Source organism: Flavobacterium daemonense, from assembly GCF_007341385.1.
GTDB classification, from domain to species: Bacteria; Bacteroidota; Bacteroidia; order Flavobacteriales; family Flavobacteriaceae; genus Flavobacterium; species Flavobacterium daemonense.
Genome location: NZ_VJYD01000006.1, coordinates 239,239 through 256,181, shown reverse-complemented (window position 1 = coordinate 256,181; position 16,943 = coordinate 239,239). Strand labels below are relative to the sequence as shown.

Here is a 16,943-nt window from a genome sequence, read left to right as displayed (position 1 = left end):
CTGCGTTTTAGCAGGTTTTAACTAAGTTATAGTACTTACTTTTGATAAAAATATAAGTACTATGAAAACTACAAACTCACTATCGCAATCACACAAAATTTTATTTTTGAACACATTGGCTTTTACAGTGTGTTTTGCTTGCTGGACATTAAACGGGGTTCTGGTAACCTTTTTGGTCGATAACGGAATTTTCCATTGGGATGTTATTCAAGTTGGATGGCTTTTAGGAATTCCGATTCTAACTGGATCCATCATGCGTCTGCCAATTGGAATCTTGACAGATAAATTTGGCGGAAAATATGTTTTTTCACTTTTATTACTATTAAGTTCAATTCCGCTCTTCCTCCTTCCCTATGCCGACAGTTTTTTCATGTTTGCGCTACTTAGTTTTTTCTTCGGAATGGTGGGAACAAGCTTTGCAGTCGGAATTGGTTATACTTCAATTTGGTATCCAAAAGAATGGCAAGGACGCGCACTAGGAATCTTCGGAATGGGAAATGCCGGCGCAGCAATTACGACGTTTTTAGCACCGTCCTTATTAAATCATTTCTCAGCAAATGATCCACAAAATGGCTGGAAAGTTCTTCCTGTTATTTATGCTGTTTCTTTGGTTGTAATTGGCATTGCTTTTTTACTTTTCACTCAAAATAAAAAACCACAAAGCAGTACCAAAACGGTTTCACAAATGCTTGTGCCATTAAAATCACAAAGAGTTTGGCGATTTGGAGCATATTATTTCTTAGTATTTGGTTGTTTTGTGGCCTATTCACAATGGCTTTTACCAAATTTCATGAACGTGTATCAAACCAGTTTAGTAATGGGCGGTTTATTTGCAACGATGTTTAGCTTGCCTTCAGGAGTTATTCGCGCATTTGGCGGTTATTTATCTGATAAATTCGGAGCACGAAAAGTAATGTACTGGGTTTTGGGTTCTTCAGTAATTTTAAGCGCATTATTATCAATTCCTAAAATGGAAATTACGACTTCTGGTCCCGGAATATTAGCGGCTAAAAAAGGCGTTGTAAATCAAATCAACGATAAAACCATAAAAGTTGGAGATAAAGAATACCCAATTGCGCAAAAAACAGTAAATACTGCTGAAAATACGATTTTTCCAACCACATCAAGCTGGCAAGATGTAGTAGTGTCACACAATCAAAGCGTGGCCAAAAAAGAGCTTATCGCCAAAGGAGTGACAGTTATTAAATTTGATGCCAATATGTGGGTATTCCTTGTTTTAGTAATCCTAATAGGGATTTCATGGGGAATTGGAAAAGCAGCAGTTTACAAACATATTCCAGAATATTTCCCTAATGAAGTTGGTGTTGTAGGTGGAATGGTTGGAATGATCGGCGGATTAGGTGGCTTCTTTGGTCCAATAATCTTCGGATATCTTTTAACTGCAACCGGAATCTGGTCAAGTTCATGGATTTTTATTTTGCTGTTCTCAACTGGCTGTTTGGTTTGGATGCATTATACCATCACCAAAAAAGTAAATGAGAAAAAAGTAATAGTAGAAAAACCAGCTAAAGAGCAACAACTTACTCCTGCGATGAACTAAGAAACCAAAAAAATAACCAACAATACTAGCAAAGGCTTATTTTTCTTATAAATTTACGCCCGAAGAAAAAAAATACCAAACCCATGAAACAAATCAAAACCATAATCCTACTGCTTCTAGGATCTACTGCCTTACTTCAGGCACAGGAACTAGACGCAAATTTACAAATAAGGCCACGCTTCGAATATCGAAATGGTTACAAAACGCTTTTGCCATACGGACAGGAAGGTACATCTCAAATTTCACAGCGTTCGCGTTTGAATTTCAACTTTAAACAAGACGATTTAATACTAAAACTGACTTTGCAAAATACGCGAACTTGGGGCGATGTTGCGCCAACGGCAGTTGCAGATAAAAACGGTGTTGCGGTTTTTGAAGCCTGGGCACAATATAATTTTACCGAAAAATGGAGCGCGAGAATGGGACGCCAAGTGCTTTCATACGATAATCAGCGTATTTTGGGCGAGCAAGACTGGGGACAACAGGCTCAAAGTCATGACGCGCTAACCGTATCATTTCACAGCGAAAAACAAAAATTAGATTTTGGAGGCGCATATAATTCTACTGCCGAAAATGTTATACAAACGCCATACACAGTTGCTAGCTATAAAACGTTGCAATATGCATGGTATCATAATCAGTTTAATACCGACTTAGGTTTGAGTTTTTTACTTTTAAATACAGGCTATGAATATGCGAATGCCGATGCCAAATTATTAGTTGATTACAAACAGACTTTTGGGCCTTATTTGACATACAAAAACAGTAAAATCGACAGTAATTTTTGGTTTTACGGACAAACCGGAAAAAGCACTGATAAAGAAGTAAGCGCATGGAATGCAGCAGGAAACTTCAATTATGCTATTACAGAATCTTTTAAAGCAGGTTTGGGCTACGAATTTTTATCAGGAAAAGCGACAAACGACGGAAGCACCGTAATTAAATCGTTTAATCCGATTTTTGGAACCAACCATGGTTTTAACGGTTATATGGATTATTTTTATGTTGGAAATCACTTGAACAGCGTTGGTTTGCAAGATGCATTCATCAAATTGAATTACAATGTAAACAAATGGCAATTTGCTTTGATTCCGCATGCTTTTTTAGCTGCAGCTGATGTGGTTACGCCTTTAAATGAAAAATTAGATTCGTATTTAGGAACTGAAATTGATGCTACTTTTGGATATAATTTCAAAAAAGACATAACTGTTTCAGGAGGTTATTCTCAAATGTTTGGTTCTAGTACAATGGAATTCATCAAAAATGGAGATGCCAATCATACCAACAATTGGGCTTGGTTGATGATTTCTGTAAATCCAAGAATTTTTAGCTGGAAAAAATAGTTTTTCCTCAAAATTAACTTCTAAAAAATGCCCTTTTCCTATTTCGGAAAAGGGCATTTTTTTTTATCTGATAAAACTTTGTTATATGATTTAATTATTTATATTTGAAGCGATTATGAACCCCAAATTCTATCCCGATGAAACCATTTTTAAAACTGTCAATGCTGACATTTTTTGTCACGCATACAGGTATCGCCCAAAAGTACAACGATGCCTTAATTTCTAATAATTCCGAAATAAATTTTGCCAAAACGCAAAAAAGAGGAATCAAAAAAAACAGTATTGTCTATTATGTCGAGAATGACATGCAAACAATTTCGGCTTACAAAAGAAGCAAATTGAAATGGCAAACTAATGTGATTTCTGTTTGCGGAAAACCAAAAAAAGGTGAACCTGAAATTAGGTATGTAGGTTACAATTCAGATAAACTGCTTATCGTTATGGGAAAACATAATTTTGCAGAAATTGACGTAAATAGTGGTGAAACAAAACTTGTTGGTTAAGATTAAAAAAAGATCTTTAAAAACCGAAATATATAAACTGCCCTTTTTCTATTACGGAAAAAGGGTATTTTTATTTCTAATTATTTGGTTATATTTGATTGAAAATGCTCGAAATGCAATTTACTATATGAAATATAAAGACATCATAATTTTGTTTATTTTCATAATTTTATTTTTTCTAATTGGATTATTCTATGATATAGAATATCGAACTTTCACTCGGACGCTCATATCTAAAATTGCTAATTATGATTTAAAATTTTACGGAGGAAAAGAGATTAGATTTTTTATTCCCGATTTTGGCTTCATTTTAAGTTTAATTCCTATTGGATTTTACATTATTTCTCGGTTTCAAAAACCAAAAAACATCGACTTCGTCTCAATTCTTATTTACATAGTTTTTTTACTTTTATTTTATCTTATATTTTGTTTTTTAGAATCACAAATTATAAAACACACTACTATAATTGATAGCAAAAACACCTATCATTATCATTATAACAATATCAACTATAGATTAATAGCGTTTTTTAGTATTGTGTTTTCTTTAAGCATAAACTTCGTTGTTTTAAATATTTTGAAGCAACACGAATCAATTTCAAAAAAATGAAACTCATAGCCTGGAATTGCAACATGGCATTCAGAAAAAAAGCAGAATTTATTCTCGCTTATCATCCTGATATTGCAGTAATTTCAGAATGTGAAAGTCCTGAAAAACTAAAATTTCCAGACGGAATCAAAACACCAAGCGATATACTTTGGTACGGAACCAATCCGCATAAAGGAGTTGGCGTTTTTTCTTATGGCGATTATCGGTTTCAATTATTGGATTGCCATAATCCAGATTTTAAAAACATATTGCCAATAGCCGTTACCGGCGGAAAAGTCGATTTTACAATGTTTGCCATTTGGGCAAATAATCCCGCAGATAAAGATGGCGCTTATGTTACGCAGGTTTGGAAAGCGATTAATTATTACGAAGATTTAATCAAGGAAACCAAAACCATTTTAATTGGCGATTTCAACAGCAATACCATTTGGGACAAGCCACGACGAGAAGGAAATCACACAACGGTCGTAAATAAATTAGCAGAAAAAAGCATTTTTAGTACTTATCACAAATATTTCAACCAAATTCAGGGCAAAGAAGCGCATCCAACTTTGTATATGTATCGACATGAAAACAAGCCATATCACATGGATTATTGCTTTGCATCAAATGATTTTATCGAAGTTTTAGAAAGCGTTGAAGTCGGGAATTACAAAGATTGGACGTTGTACAGTGACCACAAACCCTTAATCATTAAATTCAATATATAAACCATGAACAACTGGACTAAAAGATGGGACGACCGCTACAGCATTGAAGAATTTGCATATGGCGAAAATCCAAACAATTATTTAAAAGAAGAATTAGAAAAACTAAATCCCGGAACGATTCTTTTTCCTGCCGAAGGCGAAGGACGAAATGCCGTTTTTGCTGCAAAATTGGGCTGGACTGTTTCGGCTTTTGATATTAGCGAAGAAGGAAGAAACAAAGCTTTAAAACTTGCTGAAGCAAACAATGTTTCCATTGATTATCAAGTTGGCGAATTAGAAATATTGGATTTTGAAGAAGAACAATTTGATGCTATCGCGTTGATTTATGCGCATTTTCCTGCCGAAATTAAATCGGATATTCACAAAGAACTGGAAAAATTATTGCGCAAAAACGGAATCATAATTTTTGAAGCTTTCAGCAAAAAACATTTGGAATATGTAACCAAAAATGAAAAAGTTGGCGGACCAAAAGACATTGAATCTCTATTTTCAATCGAAGAAATTAAAGCCGATTTCCCAAATTATGAAATCATCGAATTGGAGGAAAAAGAAATCGAGCTCAACGAGGGTTTATTCCATAACGGAACGGGTTCTGTAATTCGATTTATTGGAAGAAAAAAATAAATTATACTCGAAGTGGAGACGTACTGAAGTGCGTCTCTACAAAAAACATCTTTTCTTTATGCTCAAAAAATCACTAAAAGCATTCTTTGGATTACTCATCTTATTAATAATTTTGATTACTTTTTTGTTAAGTGATTTCAATCCAATTTATAAAAATGAGGAATTTATTAATCTTACATATAAAATAAAAGATGCTCAGAAAGAAGATTTTAAATCCATTATTGATATTCATAATAAAATATTTAGAAAACTAAAAGAACATAATTGTCCTTGCCAAGATGCAGTTAATAGTATTGGTCCTGCCCCATATAGACACGGATACTCATTAACAAAATCACTTTACGACCAAAAAATAAAAAGGAATTTCTCTCAAAATGAATGTCTTAAATTTGTTTTATTACACTATGATTTTGGATATCGAAAAATTGGAATAAAAGATGCGTCAAAATTCTTCTTTAATAAAAAAATTGAAGAACTTAATGAAAAAGAAAAGCTAACTTTGATTGCCATGCTTAAAAATTCTGGTTTATACAATCCAATTCGAAATAAAGTGGGAGTTCGTAATAGAGTTCTACTTTTGGAACGTATATTACATAGCCAAAACAAAAAGTAAAATCTAATAAATATTATTACGTAATAGGTTTAAACAGAGAAATACTTATGCTCCATAATTTCAGATCTTAAATCTGAAACCTCTAAAATCCCAATTCGTTTACTTTCCGTTTTAATCAAAGCTTCCTTTTTGAGGCTTGATAAAATGCGAATAGCTTGTTCTTCCGTCGTTCCTGCAAAATCGGCGATTTCTTTTCGAGAAAGCTCAATATCAATAAAGCCATTTGGTTGTCCAAATTTTCGATGAATATAAAGCAGTAAATCAATCACACGTTCACGGACATTCATATGCGCAATCTTACGTATATTATTTTCGCTTTTGTTCAATTCTTCGGCATAAAAAAGCATCAATGCATAAGTAAATTCGGGAATATGTTGTAAAATTTCGAGCATTGTTTCGTTGCTGAAATTACACAAAACTGTATCTTCAAGCGCATAAGCACCGATAAGATAACGTTTGCTGGTTCCAAATCCTCGAAAACCAATTATGTCTCCATTTTTAGTCAATCGAACAATTTGTTCACGACCGTTAATTCCGGTTTTCACCGTTTTGGCTTTTCCTTTGCAAATAAAATAAAGTCCCTGCATCGGCGCACCCTCTGTAATAAACTGATCCGATTTTTTACAGACAATGTTTTGTTTTTTAGAAATATAACCTGCCATCTGCTCTAAATGCAAATGTTTTTTTATAAAACAATTTTCATTGACGCAGGAATAACAAACGGTTTGTTCTTCTTTCATGAGTCCTAAATTTTAGCAGATTAAAAACTAATTTGTTGTCCCTCATTTATTTTCATCAAAATTAGAAAAATAAATTTAAAAAATACGTATTAATACGTAAAAATACTTATTTTTGCGTAAGTACTTTTCTAAAGTCAGACCAAACACTAAAAGTAGTATCTCTAAATAGAACTCTAATGCAAACTACGAAGATCAAAACTACCTGTTCCTATTGCGGCGTTGGCTGTGGTATAATCGTGACCAATGATGCTAAAAACGGCGTGATGGTGGAAGGCGACAAAGATCATCCGGTGAATAAAGGAATGTTATGTTCAAAAGGAATGAATTTGCATTACGTAGCCAACGATACTTCTGACCGAATTTTATATCCCGAAATGCGCGGGAGCAAATCCTATCCGCTCGAGCGTGTAAGCTGGGATACTGCTCTTGATCGCGCGGCAGCTGTTTTTTCATCAATTATAAAAAAACATGGACCAGACAGCGTTGGTTTTTATATTTCGGGTCAATGTTTGACGGAGGAATATTACTTGGTAAACAAATTGGTAAAAGGTTTTTTAAAGACTAATAATATCGATACCAATTCTCGCCTTTGTATGAGTTCTGCTGTTGTGGGTTATAAAAAAACTTTCGGAGAAGACTCTGTACCAATCGCTTACGACGATATAGAACTTGCGGATACTTTTTTAATAACAGGTGCAAATCCGGCTTGGTGTCATCCTATTTTATTTCGAAGAATCGAAAAACACAAAGAGAAAAATCCGAAAATAAAAATCATTTGTATTGATCCGAGGCGAACAGATACTGCCGCTTTCGCTGATTTGCATTTGCAGATTATTCCGGGTTCAGATATTATTTTGTATCACGCAATGGCCAAACGAATTATCGAAAAAGGCTACGTCGATCATGATTTTGTAAAATATAATGCCGAAAATTTCAAACAATACAAAGATTTAGTTTTAGGCACTTCTCTAGAAAAAGCTTCAAAATTGTGTGGCATTTCGGTAAACGACATCAAACTCGCCGCTGATATTATTGGAAAAGCAAAAGGTTTTATTTCCCTTTGGGCAATGGGTTTAAACCAAAGTGCCGTTGGTGTTGACAAAAATACGGCTTTGCTGAATTTGTCTTTATTAACGGGGCAAATTGGCAAACCGGGTTCGGGTCCATTTTCTTTAACCGGACAACCAAATGCTATGGGCGGACGCGAAGTGGGCGGAATGGCAACGCTTCTGGCAGCGCATAAAGACATTGCAAATCCGGAACATCGCAAAGAAGTTGCCGACTTTTGGGGAGTCGAAGAAATTTCAGATAAACCGGGCTTGACGGCAACCGAAATGTTTGAAGCATTAGAATCAGGAAAAATGAAAGCCGTTTGGATAATCTGTACTAATCCCCTAGTGAGTTTGCCAGATTCAAGAAGAGCCGAAAAAGCGTTGCAAAATGCCAAATTTGTTGTCGTTCAAGATATTTCGCATAATGCAGACACCGCAAAATTTGCAGATTTGCTTTTGCCTGCAGCAGGATGGCTTGAAAAAGAAGGTACAATGACGAATTCAGAACGTCGAATTTCGTATTTACCAAAAGGAATCAACGCGCCCGGAGAAGCGCTTCCAGACATTGAAATTCTTATTCGCTTTGCGAAAAAAATGAATTTCAACGGCTTCAATTTCAACAGTGCCGAAGAAATCTACAAAGAACATTGTGCACTTACAAAAGGTACCAATATTGATATTTCGTTCTTAAATTATAATCGTTTAAAAACCGAAGGAACGTTTCAATGGCCTGTTCCAGATTATGGACATCCGGGAACTCCTCGCCTATTTACTGATAAAAAATTCTATACGCCATCAGGAAAAGCGATTTTTAATTTGCCAGTTTCCATCGAAAATACATCGGTGCAACCTAATGATGAATTCCCTTTTATTTTGACTACGGGAAGAATTCGCGATCAATGGCATACGATGACCAAAACCGGAAAAGTATCGCGATTATTGACGCATATTCCGAGTCCGGTTTTAGAAATAAATCCGATTGATGCTTTCAAAAACGAAATAAAAAACGGCGATATAGTTACGGTTAAAAGCAAAAATGGTGAAGTTCGTGTAAAGGCAAAAGTTACCGATTCGATCAAAGAAAAAGTACTTTTTCTGCCGATGCATTGGGGAAAACAGCTTGAAAATGATTTGAACAGAACCAACAATTTAACGAACACTTTTGTTGATCCCATTTCAAAAGAACCTGATTTTAAATACACTACCGTTTCGATTTCGAAATATGTAAAACCTTTCCAAAAAATTGCTATTGTTGGTGCCGGCGCAGCTTCTTTCCGATTCATTCAAAATTATCGTGAATTCAATTCTACTGATGAAATTATTGTTTTTTCGAATGAAGTAAATCCGTTTTACAACCGTGTTTTGCTTCCAGAATACATGACAGGAGAATTTAGCTGGGAACAACTTTTAAAAGTGAAAGATGGAGAAGCTTTCAGCAAATTAAAAATCACGATGAAAGTCGGAGTTGCTATTGATAAAATTGACACCAATAAAAAAACAATTATTGACAATCAGGGCGAAATTCACACTTTTGATTCTTTGATTCTTGCGACAGGAAGCCGTCCTTTTATTCCTGAAAACGCACAGCTTCATCTTCCTGGCCGATTTACAGTTCGGAAAAAAGAAGACGCTGACCGTCTGAAAAAACATCTTGACCATACCAATCTTCCGCCTGAAGAACAGCATGTTGTCATTATCGGCGGCGGATTATTAGGTTTAGAATTGGCTGCAGCTCTAAAACATAAAAAAGTAAAAACAACGATTGTGCAACGCGCTTCCCGCTTGATGGAACGTCAGCTCGACCGAATTTCAAGCAAATTATTGGCAGAAGAAGTACAGCTTCGTGATATTCAAATTTATTTTGACAATGAAGTCAGTACGGTTTTCGAAACTGATAATCCAAACGAAATTGAAATTGCTTTAAAAAGTGGTAAAATCATCACCGCAAATGCGATTGTTTATACCATTGGAACAATTCCGAATATTGAAATTGCAAGAGAAAGCGGACTTGCCTGCGGACGTGGTGTCAAAGTAAATCAGTATTTACAAACTTCAAATCCGGATATTTTTGCGATTGGAGAAATAGCCGAATTTCAAAATAAGCTATTCGGAATCACATCCGCTGCAGAAGAACAGGCTGATATTTTGGCGAACTTCTTAGCAGGCGACATTAGCAGTTATTACAAAGGTTCGATTTTAATGAATATTCTGAAATTAGAAGACATCAACCTTTGCAGTATTGGAGACATTACAATTCCGGAAAATGACGATTCATACGAAGAAATTGTTTTTGCCGATTTGAAAAAGCGTTATTACAAAAAATGCATCGTAAAAGATGATCTTTTGGTTGGAGCGATTTTAATGGGCGATAAAAACGAGTTTGCCGAATTCAAAACCATGATCGAAAGCAAAATCGAATTATCAGACAAACGAAATACGCTTTTGAGAGGAAGCTCGAATGCAAAACCCGTATTAGGAAAATTAGTTTGTTCCTGCAGTCAAGTCGGCGCCGGAAACATCGAAGAAACCATCAAAAGCGGCGTAAATGATTTCACAGAATTATGCAAAAATACAGGTGCAGGTTTAGGTTGCGGAAGCTGTAAAACGGAAGTTAAGGAGATATTGGCAAAATGTAAATAGTTTGTTTTGTTTCTCCCGAGGCTTCGGGATCAGGTTTCAAGTTGCTTTACTTTGAACATAAATTTTAACGCAAAGAGCGCAAAGGTTTTTCGCAAAGTTTCGCAAAGTTTATTTTTTTTAAGTAGACAAAGTTCACGAAGCTTTGAACAAAATTTAAAATATTGCTTTGTGACCTTTCTAATATAATAACAATTTTAAGCACAGAATATAAACCTTCAAAACTTTGCGAAAAACCTTTGCGCTCTTTGCGTTTAAATCAACACAATCCAGAAACTTGAAACCTGAAACAAAGAAAACCTGAAACAAAAAGAAAAATGGAACTAACAAGATTAATAGTAAAAGGAGGCGTAATATCGCCGGGAGAACTGCGAGAAGTAGTAAATATTGCTTTAGATGAAGGTCTGGATTCCATTTCTTTTGGTTCGAGACAAGATATTATTTTTCCGAAAGGTTTTAAATCTTTGGACAAAACCACTTTAGGAAAACATCATTTTGTTTATCCGGATCAAAAAAGCGGGAATAATATCGTTTCTTCTTATGTTTCGACAGATATTTTCAGAAATACCAATTGGCTGACAGGAAATCGCTTTTTATATATTTTAGAAGAATTTAAAGAGCAACCTAAACTCAAAGTAAATATAACCGACCCAAAACAACAGTTGGTTCCTTTATTTACAGGCCAGTTGAACTTTATAGCTTCGGAGCATGAAGATTATTGGTATTTATACATTCGTCTTCCAAAATGGGATAAAATGGAAATTTACCCTGTTCTGATTTACAGCTGGGATTTAGCGAAGATTTATTATGAAATCGAAAAAATATCTCAAGAAGAATCAGTTGATATTGAAATGCTTTTTTCATTGGTCAGCGAAGCTTTAGATACCAATAATCGAACAATTGACAAACCGTTGAATATTCCGTTTTATCCTTTTCCATATTACGAAGGAATGAACCGAATGGGAATTGATCAGTATTGGCTCGGATTGTATTGGAGAAATAATTTATACGATTTAGATTTCTTGAAAGAAATGTGCGATTTGTGTTTTGAATGTAAAATCGGGAAAATATGCATAACTCCTTGGAAATCATTTATCATAAAAGGAATTCCGAAAGATAGAAAATTGGAATGGGAAAAATTCCTTGGCAAAAGAGGAATCAACGTTCGTCATTCTTTATTAGAACTAAATTGGCATTTGCCTGTTGCGATGGAATGGGCATTGAACTTGAAAACATTCCTAGTTCGTACGCTCGATCAATTCGACATTAGTACTTATGGATTAAATTTCGGGATATCAGAATACAACCGTGACGGGCATTATTTTACTTCGATTGTCATCGAAAAAAACGAACTTCCGGTTGCTTTGGAATCCATAAAAATCAGAGATACTTATAATGTTTTGTTTGCAAAGAATTTTGACCCAAACACACGCGAATACATTGTGCATTCGCAAGACATCGACAAACTCGAACTTCCAACAATTTTAATTGAATTAAGCCGAAAATACTTCGACGAACTCGGAAACAACGCAACAGAAACACCTGAGAATCCACAAAAAAAAGAAAAACCGCAATTAGATATTTACCAATGTCAAGAATGCCTTACGCTCTATAAACCAGAATATGGAGATCAAAGTCAAGGTATCCCAAAAGGTATTTTATTCACCGATTTAGGCGAGGATTATTGCTGTTCTTTATGCGAAGCCCCAAAAAGCAATTTCAAGATTTTAGAAATTGTTGAGAACTAATTTTGTTTCAAGATTCAAGTTTCAGGTTTCAAGTTTCAGGTTTCACGTTTCAGGTTTCATGTTTCAAGTTTCTCGTGAAGCTTCAGGATCAAGTTTCACTTAATGTCGTTTCACATTTCACCATTCACAATTCACAATTCACAATTCACAATTAAAGCGTTTTTTTTCATGTAGAATTGTTAAGAGATTTTGGCTTTTTATTTTACTTAAAAACACAAATATTTCACTTTCAGCCATTTAATCGTAAATTTTAACAAAAAACTTAACATTGGAAAGCTTGTTTTATCATTATCTTTACTTAACTATAAATTAACAATTTAGTTACATTGTTGATAATCTATTCACTTAAACGCAAATTTATTATATGGAAAACAACACAACAGACCCAAATTCTGAAAAAATTGACGCACCAAAGACCGAGACAACTCCACCAGTTGCTGAAAGTGTAAAAACAGCAAGTACGCCTGTAAAAAAAGCGCCTGTTCGTAAAGCTCCTGTAAAACCTGCAGCGTCAACAACTGCCAAACCAGTAGCAAAAGCACCTGCCGCTACAGTTGCAAAAAGCGCAACAACAACTACAGCAAAAGCGCCGGCTAAAGTTGTGGTAAAAACTGCAGCAGCAACTTCGCCTAAACCAACGATTAGAAGAGCACCAGCAAAAAAAGTCTTGACTCCAGCTGCAAAGCCTGAGGAAAAAACAGCATCTGCTGCAACGGTTACCGAATCAAAAGAAGAGAATACTAACCAGGCAGTTGACGCTGAAAAAGATAAAGCTGCTAAAAAAGCCAAAAAAGTGAAAGACAAGGAAAAAGAAAAAGAGAAAAAGAAAGCAGCAAAACAAAAAGAAAAGGCTAAAAAAGATAAAAAGAAAGAGAAAGCCAAAAAAGCAAAACAAAAAGCAGCCGCTAAGAAAAAAGAAAAAGCTAAAAAAGCTAAGGAAAAAGCGAAAGCTAAAAAAATTGCTAAAAAGAAAGCTAAAGCTCAAAAAAAAGCAAAGGCTAAAAAGAAAAAATAATATTTTGGAAAGGTTTGACTTTGATAAAGTTGAACCTTTTTTTTCGCTCCTATGCGTCATTGCGAGGAACGAAGCAACCGCACTCACATAAGTAACATTGCTCGTAATAGTGAGATTGCTTCGTTCCTCGCAAGGAAAAAACTATGCGGTTAAGACTTCGACTTCGATCAGCCTGACCATTCACCATCCACAATTCACAATTCACAATTAACCTCATCCCCCAATCGCAATCATACTGCGATTATCAAAATGAAGCGTCGGATCATTCATTTCATCAATTGTAACCATTCCGGCTCTCACTTTCTTTTTATTTTGAATGGATTCATAAATTAAATTAGTAATCGATTCACCATTTCTAAAAGCCGTTAATAAATCAGTTTCAGAATTGGAGAAAAGGCAATTTTTAATTTTCCCATCAGCGGTCAAACGGATTCGGTTACAGCTGTCGCAAAACGGATTCGTAATCGAACTTATGATTCCGAAATCACCTTGAAAATCTTTTATTTTATAATTTCTTGAAGTAAAGTTTTTTTCATCTTCCAATTTTCGAATTTCTTCTGAAGAAAAAACACTTGTAACCAAAGACAAAATTTCCTGTTGCGAAACCATTTTACTTCTATCCCACTCGTTTCCGGCAAACGGCATAAATTCAATAAATCGCACAGAAATTGGCAGAAACTGCGTCAGTTTTACAAAATCTACAATTTCGTTATCATTAAAACCTTTTATCAAAACCACATTAACTTTTACTTGAAAATCATGATTCAAAAGCAAATGCAAATTATCAATAACCTTCTCAAACTGATTTCTAAGCGTTATCGAAGCGAATTTTGACGAAACCAACGTATCTAAACTCAAATTGATTTTTTTGACTTTAAACTGTTTTAAAACATCAATATGACGATCAATTAAAATTCCGTTTGTCGTTATAGAAAGTGAAATATTAAGTTCTGATAATTTCGAAACAATTTCTGGAAAATCCTTTCGCAATAAAGGTTCACCGCCGGTTAATCTAATTTTGTCAACACCATTTTGTACGAAAGTCTGAGCGATACTAAAAATCTCGTCGGCCGTCATTAAACTGGCTTTTGGAGAAAGCGCAATTCCGTCCGCCGGCATGCAATACGTGCAACGCAGATTGCATTTTTCCAGCAGCGAAATGCGCAGATAATTGTGTCTGCGCCCAAAACCGTCCGTCAAAATTGTGTTAGAGGCTGTCATGGTTTTTACCTTTTAAAATATGAAAAACATGCATTACATGTGGAAAAACAGCATCCATCGATTCTCGCACTCCGTTTGTTGAACCCGGCAAAGCCAAAACCAAACTTTTGCCTAAAGTTCCTGCAACAGATCTTGAAAGCATTGCATACGGCATTCTTTGCTGTCCATAATTGCGAATCGCCTCTTCAATTCCTGGAATTCTACTTTCTAAAATTGGTTCTAAAGCTTCTGGCGTAACATCTCTTGGAGACAAACCAGTTCCGCCTGTGAAAATAACTAGTTGATTTTCTTTGGCGAAAGCCTTAGTTTTTTCTTGAATAATATCGAATTCGTCTGGAATTACTTCGTAATGAGACGTTTCAACTCCGTATGAATCTAATTTTTCTACAATTGTTTTTCCAGAACGATCTTCTTTATCTCCAGCAAAAACTGAATCAGAACACACAAAAACCGCTGCTTTGATTACATTCGGAAATTTATTTTTGAAAGACGATTTTCCGCCTTCTTTATTAATCAATTTGATGGTCGAAATTTCGATTTCTTTATCAATTGGTTTCAGCATATCGTACATTGTCAATGCCACAATCGATGCGCCGTGCATTGCTTCAACCTCAACTCCAGTTTTGTAAACCGTTTTTACATTGAAGATAATCTGAATTTCCAAACCTTCAATCACATATTCTACTGAAGTATATTCAATTGGAAGCGGATGACAGTCTGGAATAGATAAATGCGTATTTTTTACCGCAAATAATCCTGCCGTTTTTGCCATTTCGAACACATTCCCTTTTGGCACTAAATTATTGACCACAGCATCAATTGTTTCTTGTTTGCTGACTTTTACAATTGCGGTTGCGGTTGCTTTTCTTAAAGTGCTTATTTTATGCGTAATATCTACCATTTTACTTTTCTAAGTGTTTTGTTTCCAAGTGAATGTATCGTTTTCAAACATCTCTTTTCCAAAAATTGGAACATCCGTTTTTATCCAGTTTACGATCGCTTCTGTGGCTTCATAAACTTGTTTACGTCGTGTTGCCGAAACAAAAACAAACAGACAGATTTCGCCTGCTTTTACAACGCCCAAACTGTGGTAAATGTGCATGCAGGTTAAATCGAATTTCGCAAACGCTTTTTCACGAATGGTGTACAAAGCTTCATTCGCCATGTCGGTATAGGCCGAATAATCAATCGCAACGACTGTATTGTCGTGAATTACATCTGCGCGAACTTGTCCGAGAAAAATATTATGCGCCCCAATTGTATGTTTCGATTGATGTTTAGCAATCGATTCCGCAATAAACTCAGGTAAAATTGGTCCTTCTACAAATACATTTTTACTCATTTTTTTATGTTTTTTTTGCCACAGATTATATGGATTAAAATGATTTTTTCTTTTGCTTTTGTCAGGCTGAGCGGAGTCGAAGCCCGCGTCCAATTGGCACGCCCTTCGACTCCGCTCAGGGTGACAAACTAACTAATAATCTTTTGATCTGTAACTATATTTTTATTTCTTCTAATAATTGCTTCATTGCCAAAACACCACCAAAAATACTCTTCACATTTTTAAATTGATGTTTCAAAAGCAGCTCAACTGCAATTTTACTTCTAATTCCCGATTGACAGAAAACATAAATTGTTTGGTTTTTATCCAGTTTTTCGATTTCATTTTCCAATTGCATCAACGGAATCTGGATTTGATTTTTTAAACTAATTTTTGGAGTTTCATCTTCATTTCGAACATCCAAAAATAAAACTTCATCTTTGTTTATTTCATCTAAAACCGATTCAAAACTTATTTCTTCAACTTCAGTTTTATTATATTTTTCTTCGAATAATTCTCTGCTTATTAACTGAAAATCACTTTTCTCAAAATCATATTTTTGTTGTTCGTTATTCAGAATATTGTACACCAATATTTTTCCGCTTAAAACTTCTCCAATTCCGAGAATCATTTTTAGAACTTCATTGGCCTGAAGCATTCCGATAATTCCAACAGAAATTCCAATTACGCCAGCATCTTCACAATTTAAAGCATTCGAATTTTCATCTGGATACAAACATCTGTACGTTGGGCCATTTTGATAATTGAAAACCGAAACTTGTCCTTGGAACCTGAAAATCGATCCGTAAACCATTGGTTTATTGGTTGCCAAACAAGCGTCGTTTATCAAATATTTAATTGAAATATTATCTGTTGCATCGACAATACTATCATATTTTTCGAATAACGAAAGGGCATTTTTTCCTGATAGTTTCTCAGAAAAAGCATCGACTTCAATTTCAGGATTTAATTCTGAAATCATCAATTTTGCTTCTTCAGCTTTTAATTTTCCAACAGCCGAAGTTTTATAAATTACCTGACGATGCAAATTTGAAACCTCAACATCATCATCATCTACAATTCCGATTTTGCCAATTCCTGCCGATGCCAAATAAGGCAAAATAGCAGCGCCCAAACCGCCGGCACCAATCACCAAAACTTTTGCTTTTGACAATTTTTGCTGCCCTTCCACTCCTATTTCTGGAAGAATGATTTGCCTGTTATATCGGTTATCTGAATTCATAA

14 protein-coding genes are annotated in these 16,943 nt (G+C 35.0%); 9 read left to right on the top strand and 5 right to left on the bottom strand.

The genetic code is table 11. The features are described 5' to 3' along the window. Window positions 1-61: 61 nt before the first annotated feature. From FND99_RS10350 to FND99_RS10325, 6 genes are all read left to right on the top strand, one after another. Window positions 62-1,561 carry an MFS transporter gene (locus tag FND99_RS10350; RefSeq protein ID WP_144337916.1) on the top strand — a complete coding sequence of 500 codons (1,500 nt, stop codon included), beginning with the start codon at window positions 62-64 and terminating at the stop codon, window positions 1,559-1,561. A gap of 83 nt (window positions 1,562-1,644) precedes the next feature. After that, complete coding sequence (locus FND99_RS10345; protein WP_144337915.1) at window positions 1,645-2,904, top strand: alginate export family protein; 1,260 nt, start codon at window positions 1,645-1,647, stop codon at window positions 2,902-2,904. Between the two features lie 137 nt (window positions 2,905-3,041). Further along, window positions 3,042-3,407: a hypothetical protein gene (locus FND99_RS10340; RefSeq protein ID WP_144337914.1), complete on the top strand. Its 366-nt coding sequence runs from the start codon at window positions 3,042-3,044 to the stop codon at window positions 3,405-3,407. A gap of 606 nt (window positions 3,408-4,013) precedes the next feature. Continuing rightward, window positions 4,014-4,727, top strand: coding sequence for an exonuclease/endonuclease/phosphatase family protein (locus tag FND99_RS10335; protein WP_144337913.1), 714 nt, complete (start codon window positions 4,014-4,016; stop codon window positions 4,725-4,727). A gap of 3 nt (window positions 4,728-4,730) precedes the next feature. Next, on the top strand, window positions 4,731-5,351 hold the full coding sequence (locus FND99_RS10330) for a class I SAM-dependent methyltransferase (protein WP_144337912.1): 621 nt from the start codon (window positions 4,731-4,733) through the stop codon (window positions 5,349-5,351). A gap of 58 nt (window positions 5,352-5,409) precedes the next feature. After that, a complete protein-coding gene (locus tag FND99_RS10325) occupies window positions 5,410-5,964 on the top strand; it encodes a transglycosylase domain-containing protein (RefSeq protein WP_144337911.1) in 555 nt (184 codons plus the stop codon). Between the two features lie 29 nt (window positions 5,965-5,993). Here the strand turns inward: FND99_RS10325 and FND99_RS10320 are convergent, their stop codons facing one another. After that, window positions 5,994-6,704 carry a Crp/Fnr family transcriptional regulator gene (locus FND99_RS10320; protein ID WP_144337910.1) on the bottom strand — a complete coding sequence of 237 codons (711 nt, stop codon included), beginning with the start codon at window positions 6,702-6,704 and terminating at the stop codon, window positions 5,994-5,996. Between the two features lie 176 nt (window positions 6,705-6,880). On the opposite strand from FND99_RS10320, the gene FND99_RS10315 reads away from it, so the two are divergent. The 3 genes from FND99_RS10315 (at window position 6,881) to FND99_RS10305 (ending at window position 13,156) form a co-directional block, all read left to right on the top strand. Beyond that, window positions 6,881-10,396 carry a nitrate reductase gene (locus FND99_RS10315; protein WP_144337909.1) on the top strand — a complete coding sequence of 1,172 codons (3,516 nt, stop codon included), beginning with the start codon at window positions 6,881-6,883 and terminating at the stop codon, window positions 10,394-10,396. Window positions 10,397-10,710: 314 nt separating this feature from the next. Continuing rightward, window positions 10,711-12,141 (top strand): rubredoxin, encoded by a 1,431-nt coding sequence (locus tag FND99_RS10310; RefSeq protein WP_144337908.1) that lies wholly within the window; start codon window positions 10,711-10,713, stop codon window positions 12,139-12,141. A gap of 364 nt (window positions 12,142-12,505) precedes the next feature. Next, complete coding sequence (locus FND99_RS10305) at window positions 12,506-13,156, top strand: hypothetical protein (RefSeq protein ID WP_144337907.1); 651 nt, start codon at window positions 12,506-12,508, stop codon at window positions 13,154-13,156. Window positions 13,157-13,369: 213 nt separating this feature from the next. On the opposite strand, the gene moaA is transcribed toward FND99_RS10305, so the two are convergent. The 4 genes from moaA to moeB all read right to left on the bottom strand — a co-directional run bounded on the left by moaA (window position 13,370) and on the right by moeB (window position 16,941). After that, a complete protein-coding gene (gene moaA / locus FND99_RS10300) occupies window positions 13,370-14,377 on the bottom strand; it encodes a GTP 3',8-cyclase MoaA (protein ID WP_144337906.1) in 1,008 nt (335 codons plus the stop codon). Further along, a complete protein-coding gene (moaCB, locus tag FND99_RS10295; RefSeq protein WP_144337905.1) occupies window positions 14,364-15,278 on the bottom strand; it encodes a bifunctional molybdenum cofactor biosynthesis protein MoaC/MoaB in 915 nt (304 codons plus the stop codon). The genes moaA and moaCB overlap by 14 nt, the downstream gene beginning before the upstream one ends. A 9-nt stretch (window positions 15,279-15,287) precedes the next feature. After that, window positions 15,288-15,719, bottom strand: coding sequence for a molybdenum cofactor biosynthesis protein MoaE (locus FND99_RS10290; RefSeq protein WP_144337904.1), 432 nt, complete (start codon window positions 15,717-15,719; stop codon window positions 15,288-15,290). 154 nt (window positions 15,720-15,873) lie between these two features. Next, window positions 15,874-16,941 (bottom strand): HesA/MoeB/ThiF family protein, encoded by a 1,068-nt coding sequence (gene moeB / locus FND99_RS10285; RefSeq protein WP_144337903.1) that lies wholly within the window; start codon window positions 16,939-16,941, stop codon window positions 15,874-15,876. Window positions 16,942-16,943 lie beyond the last annotated feature (2 nt).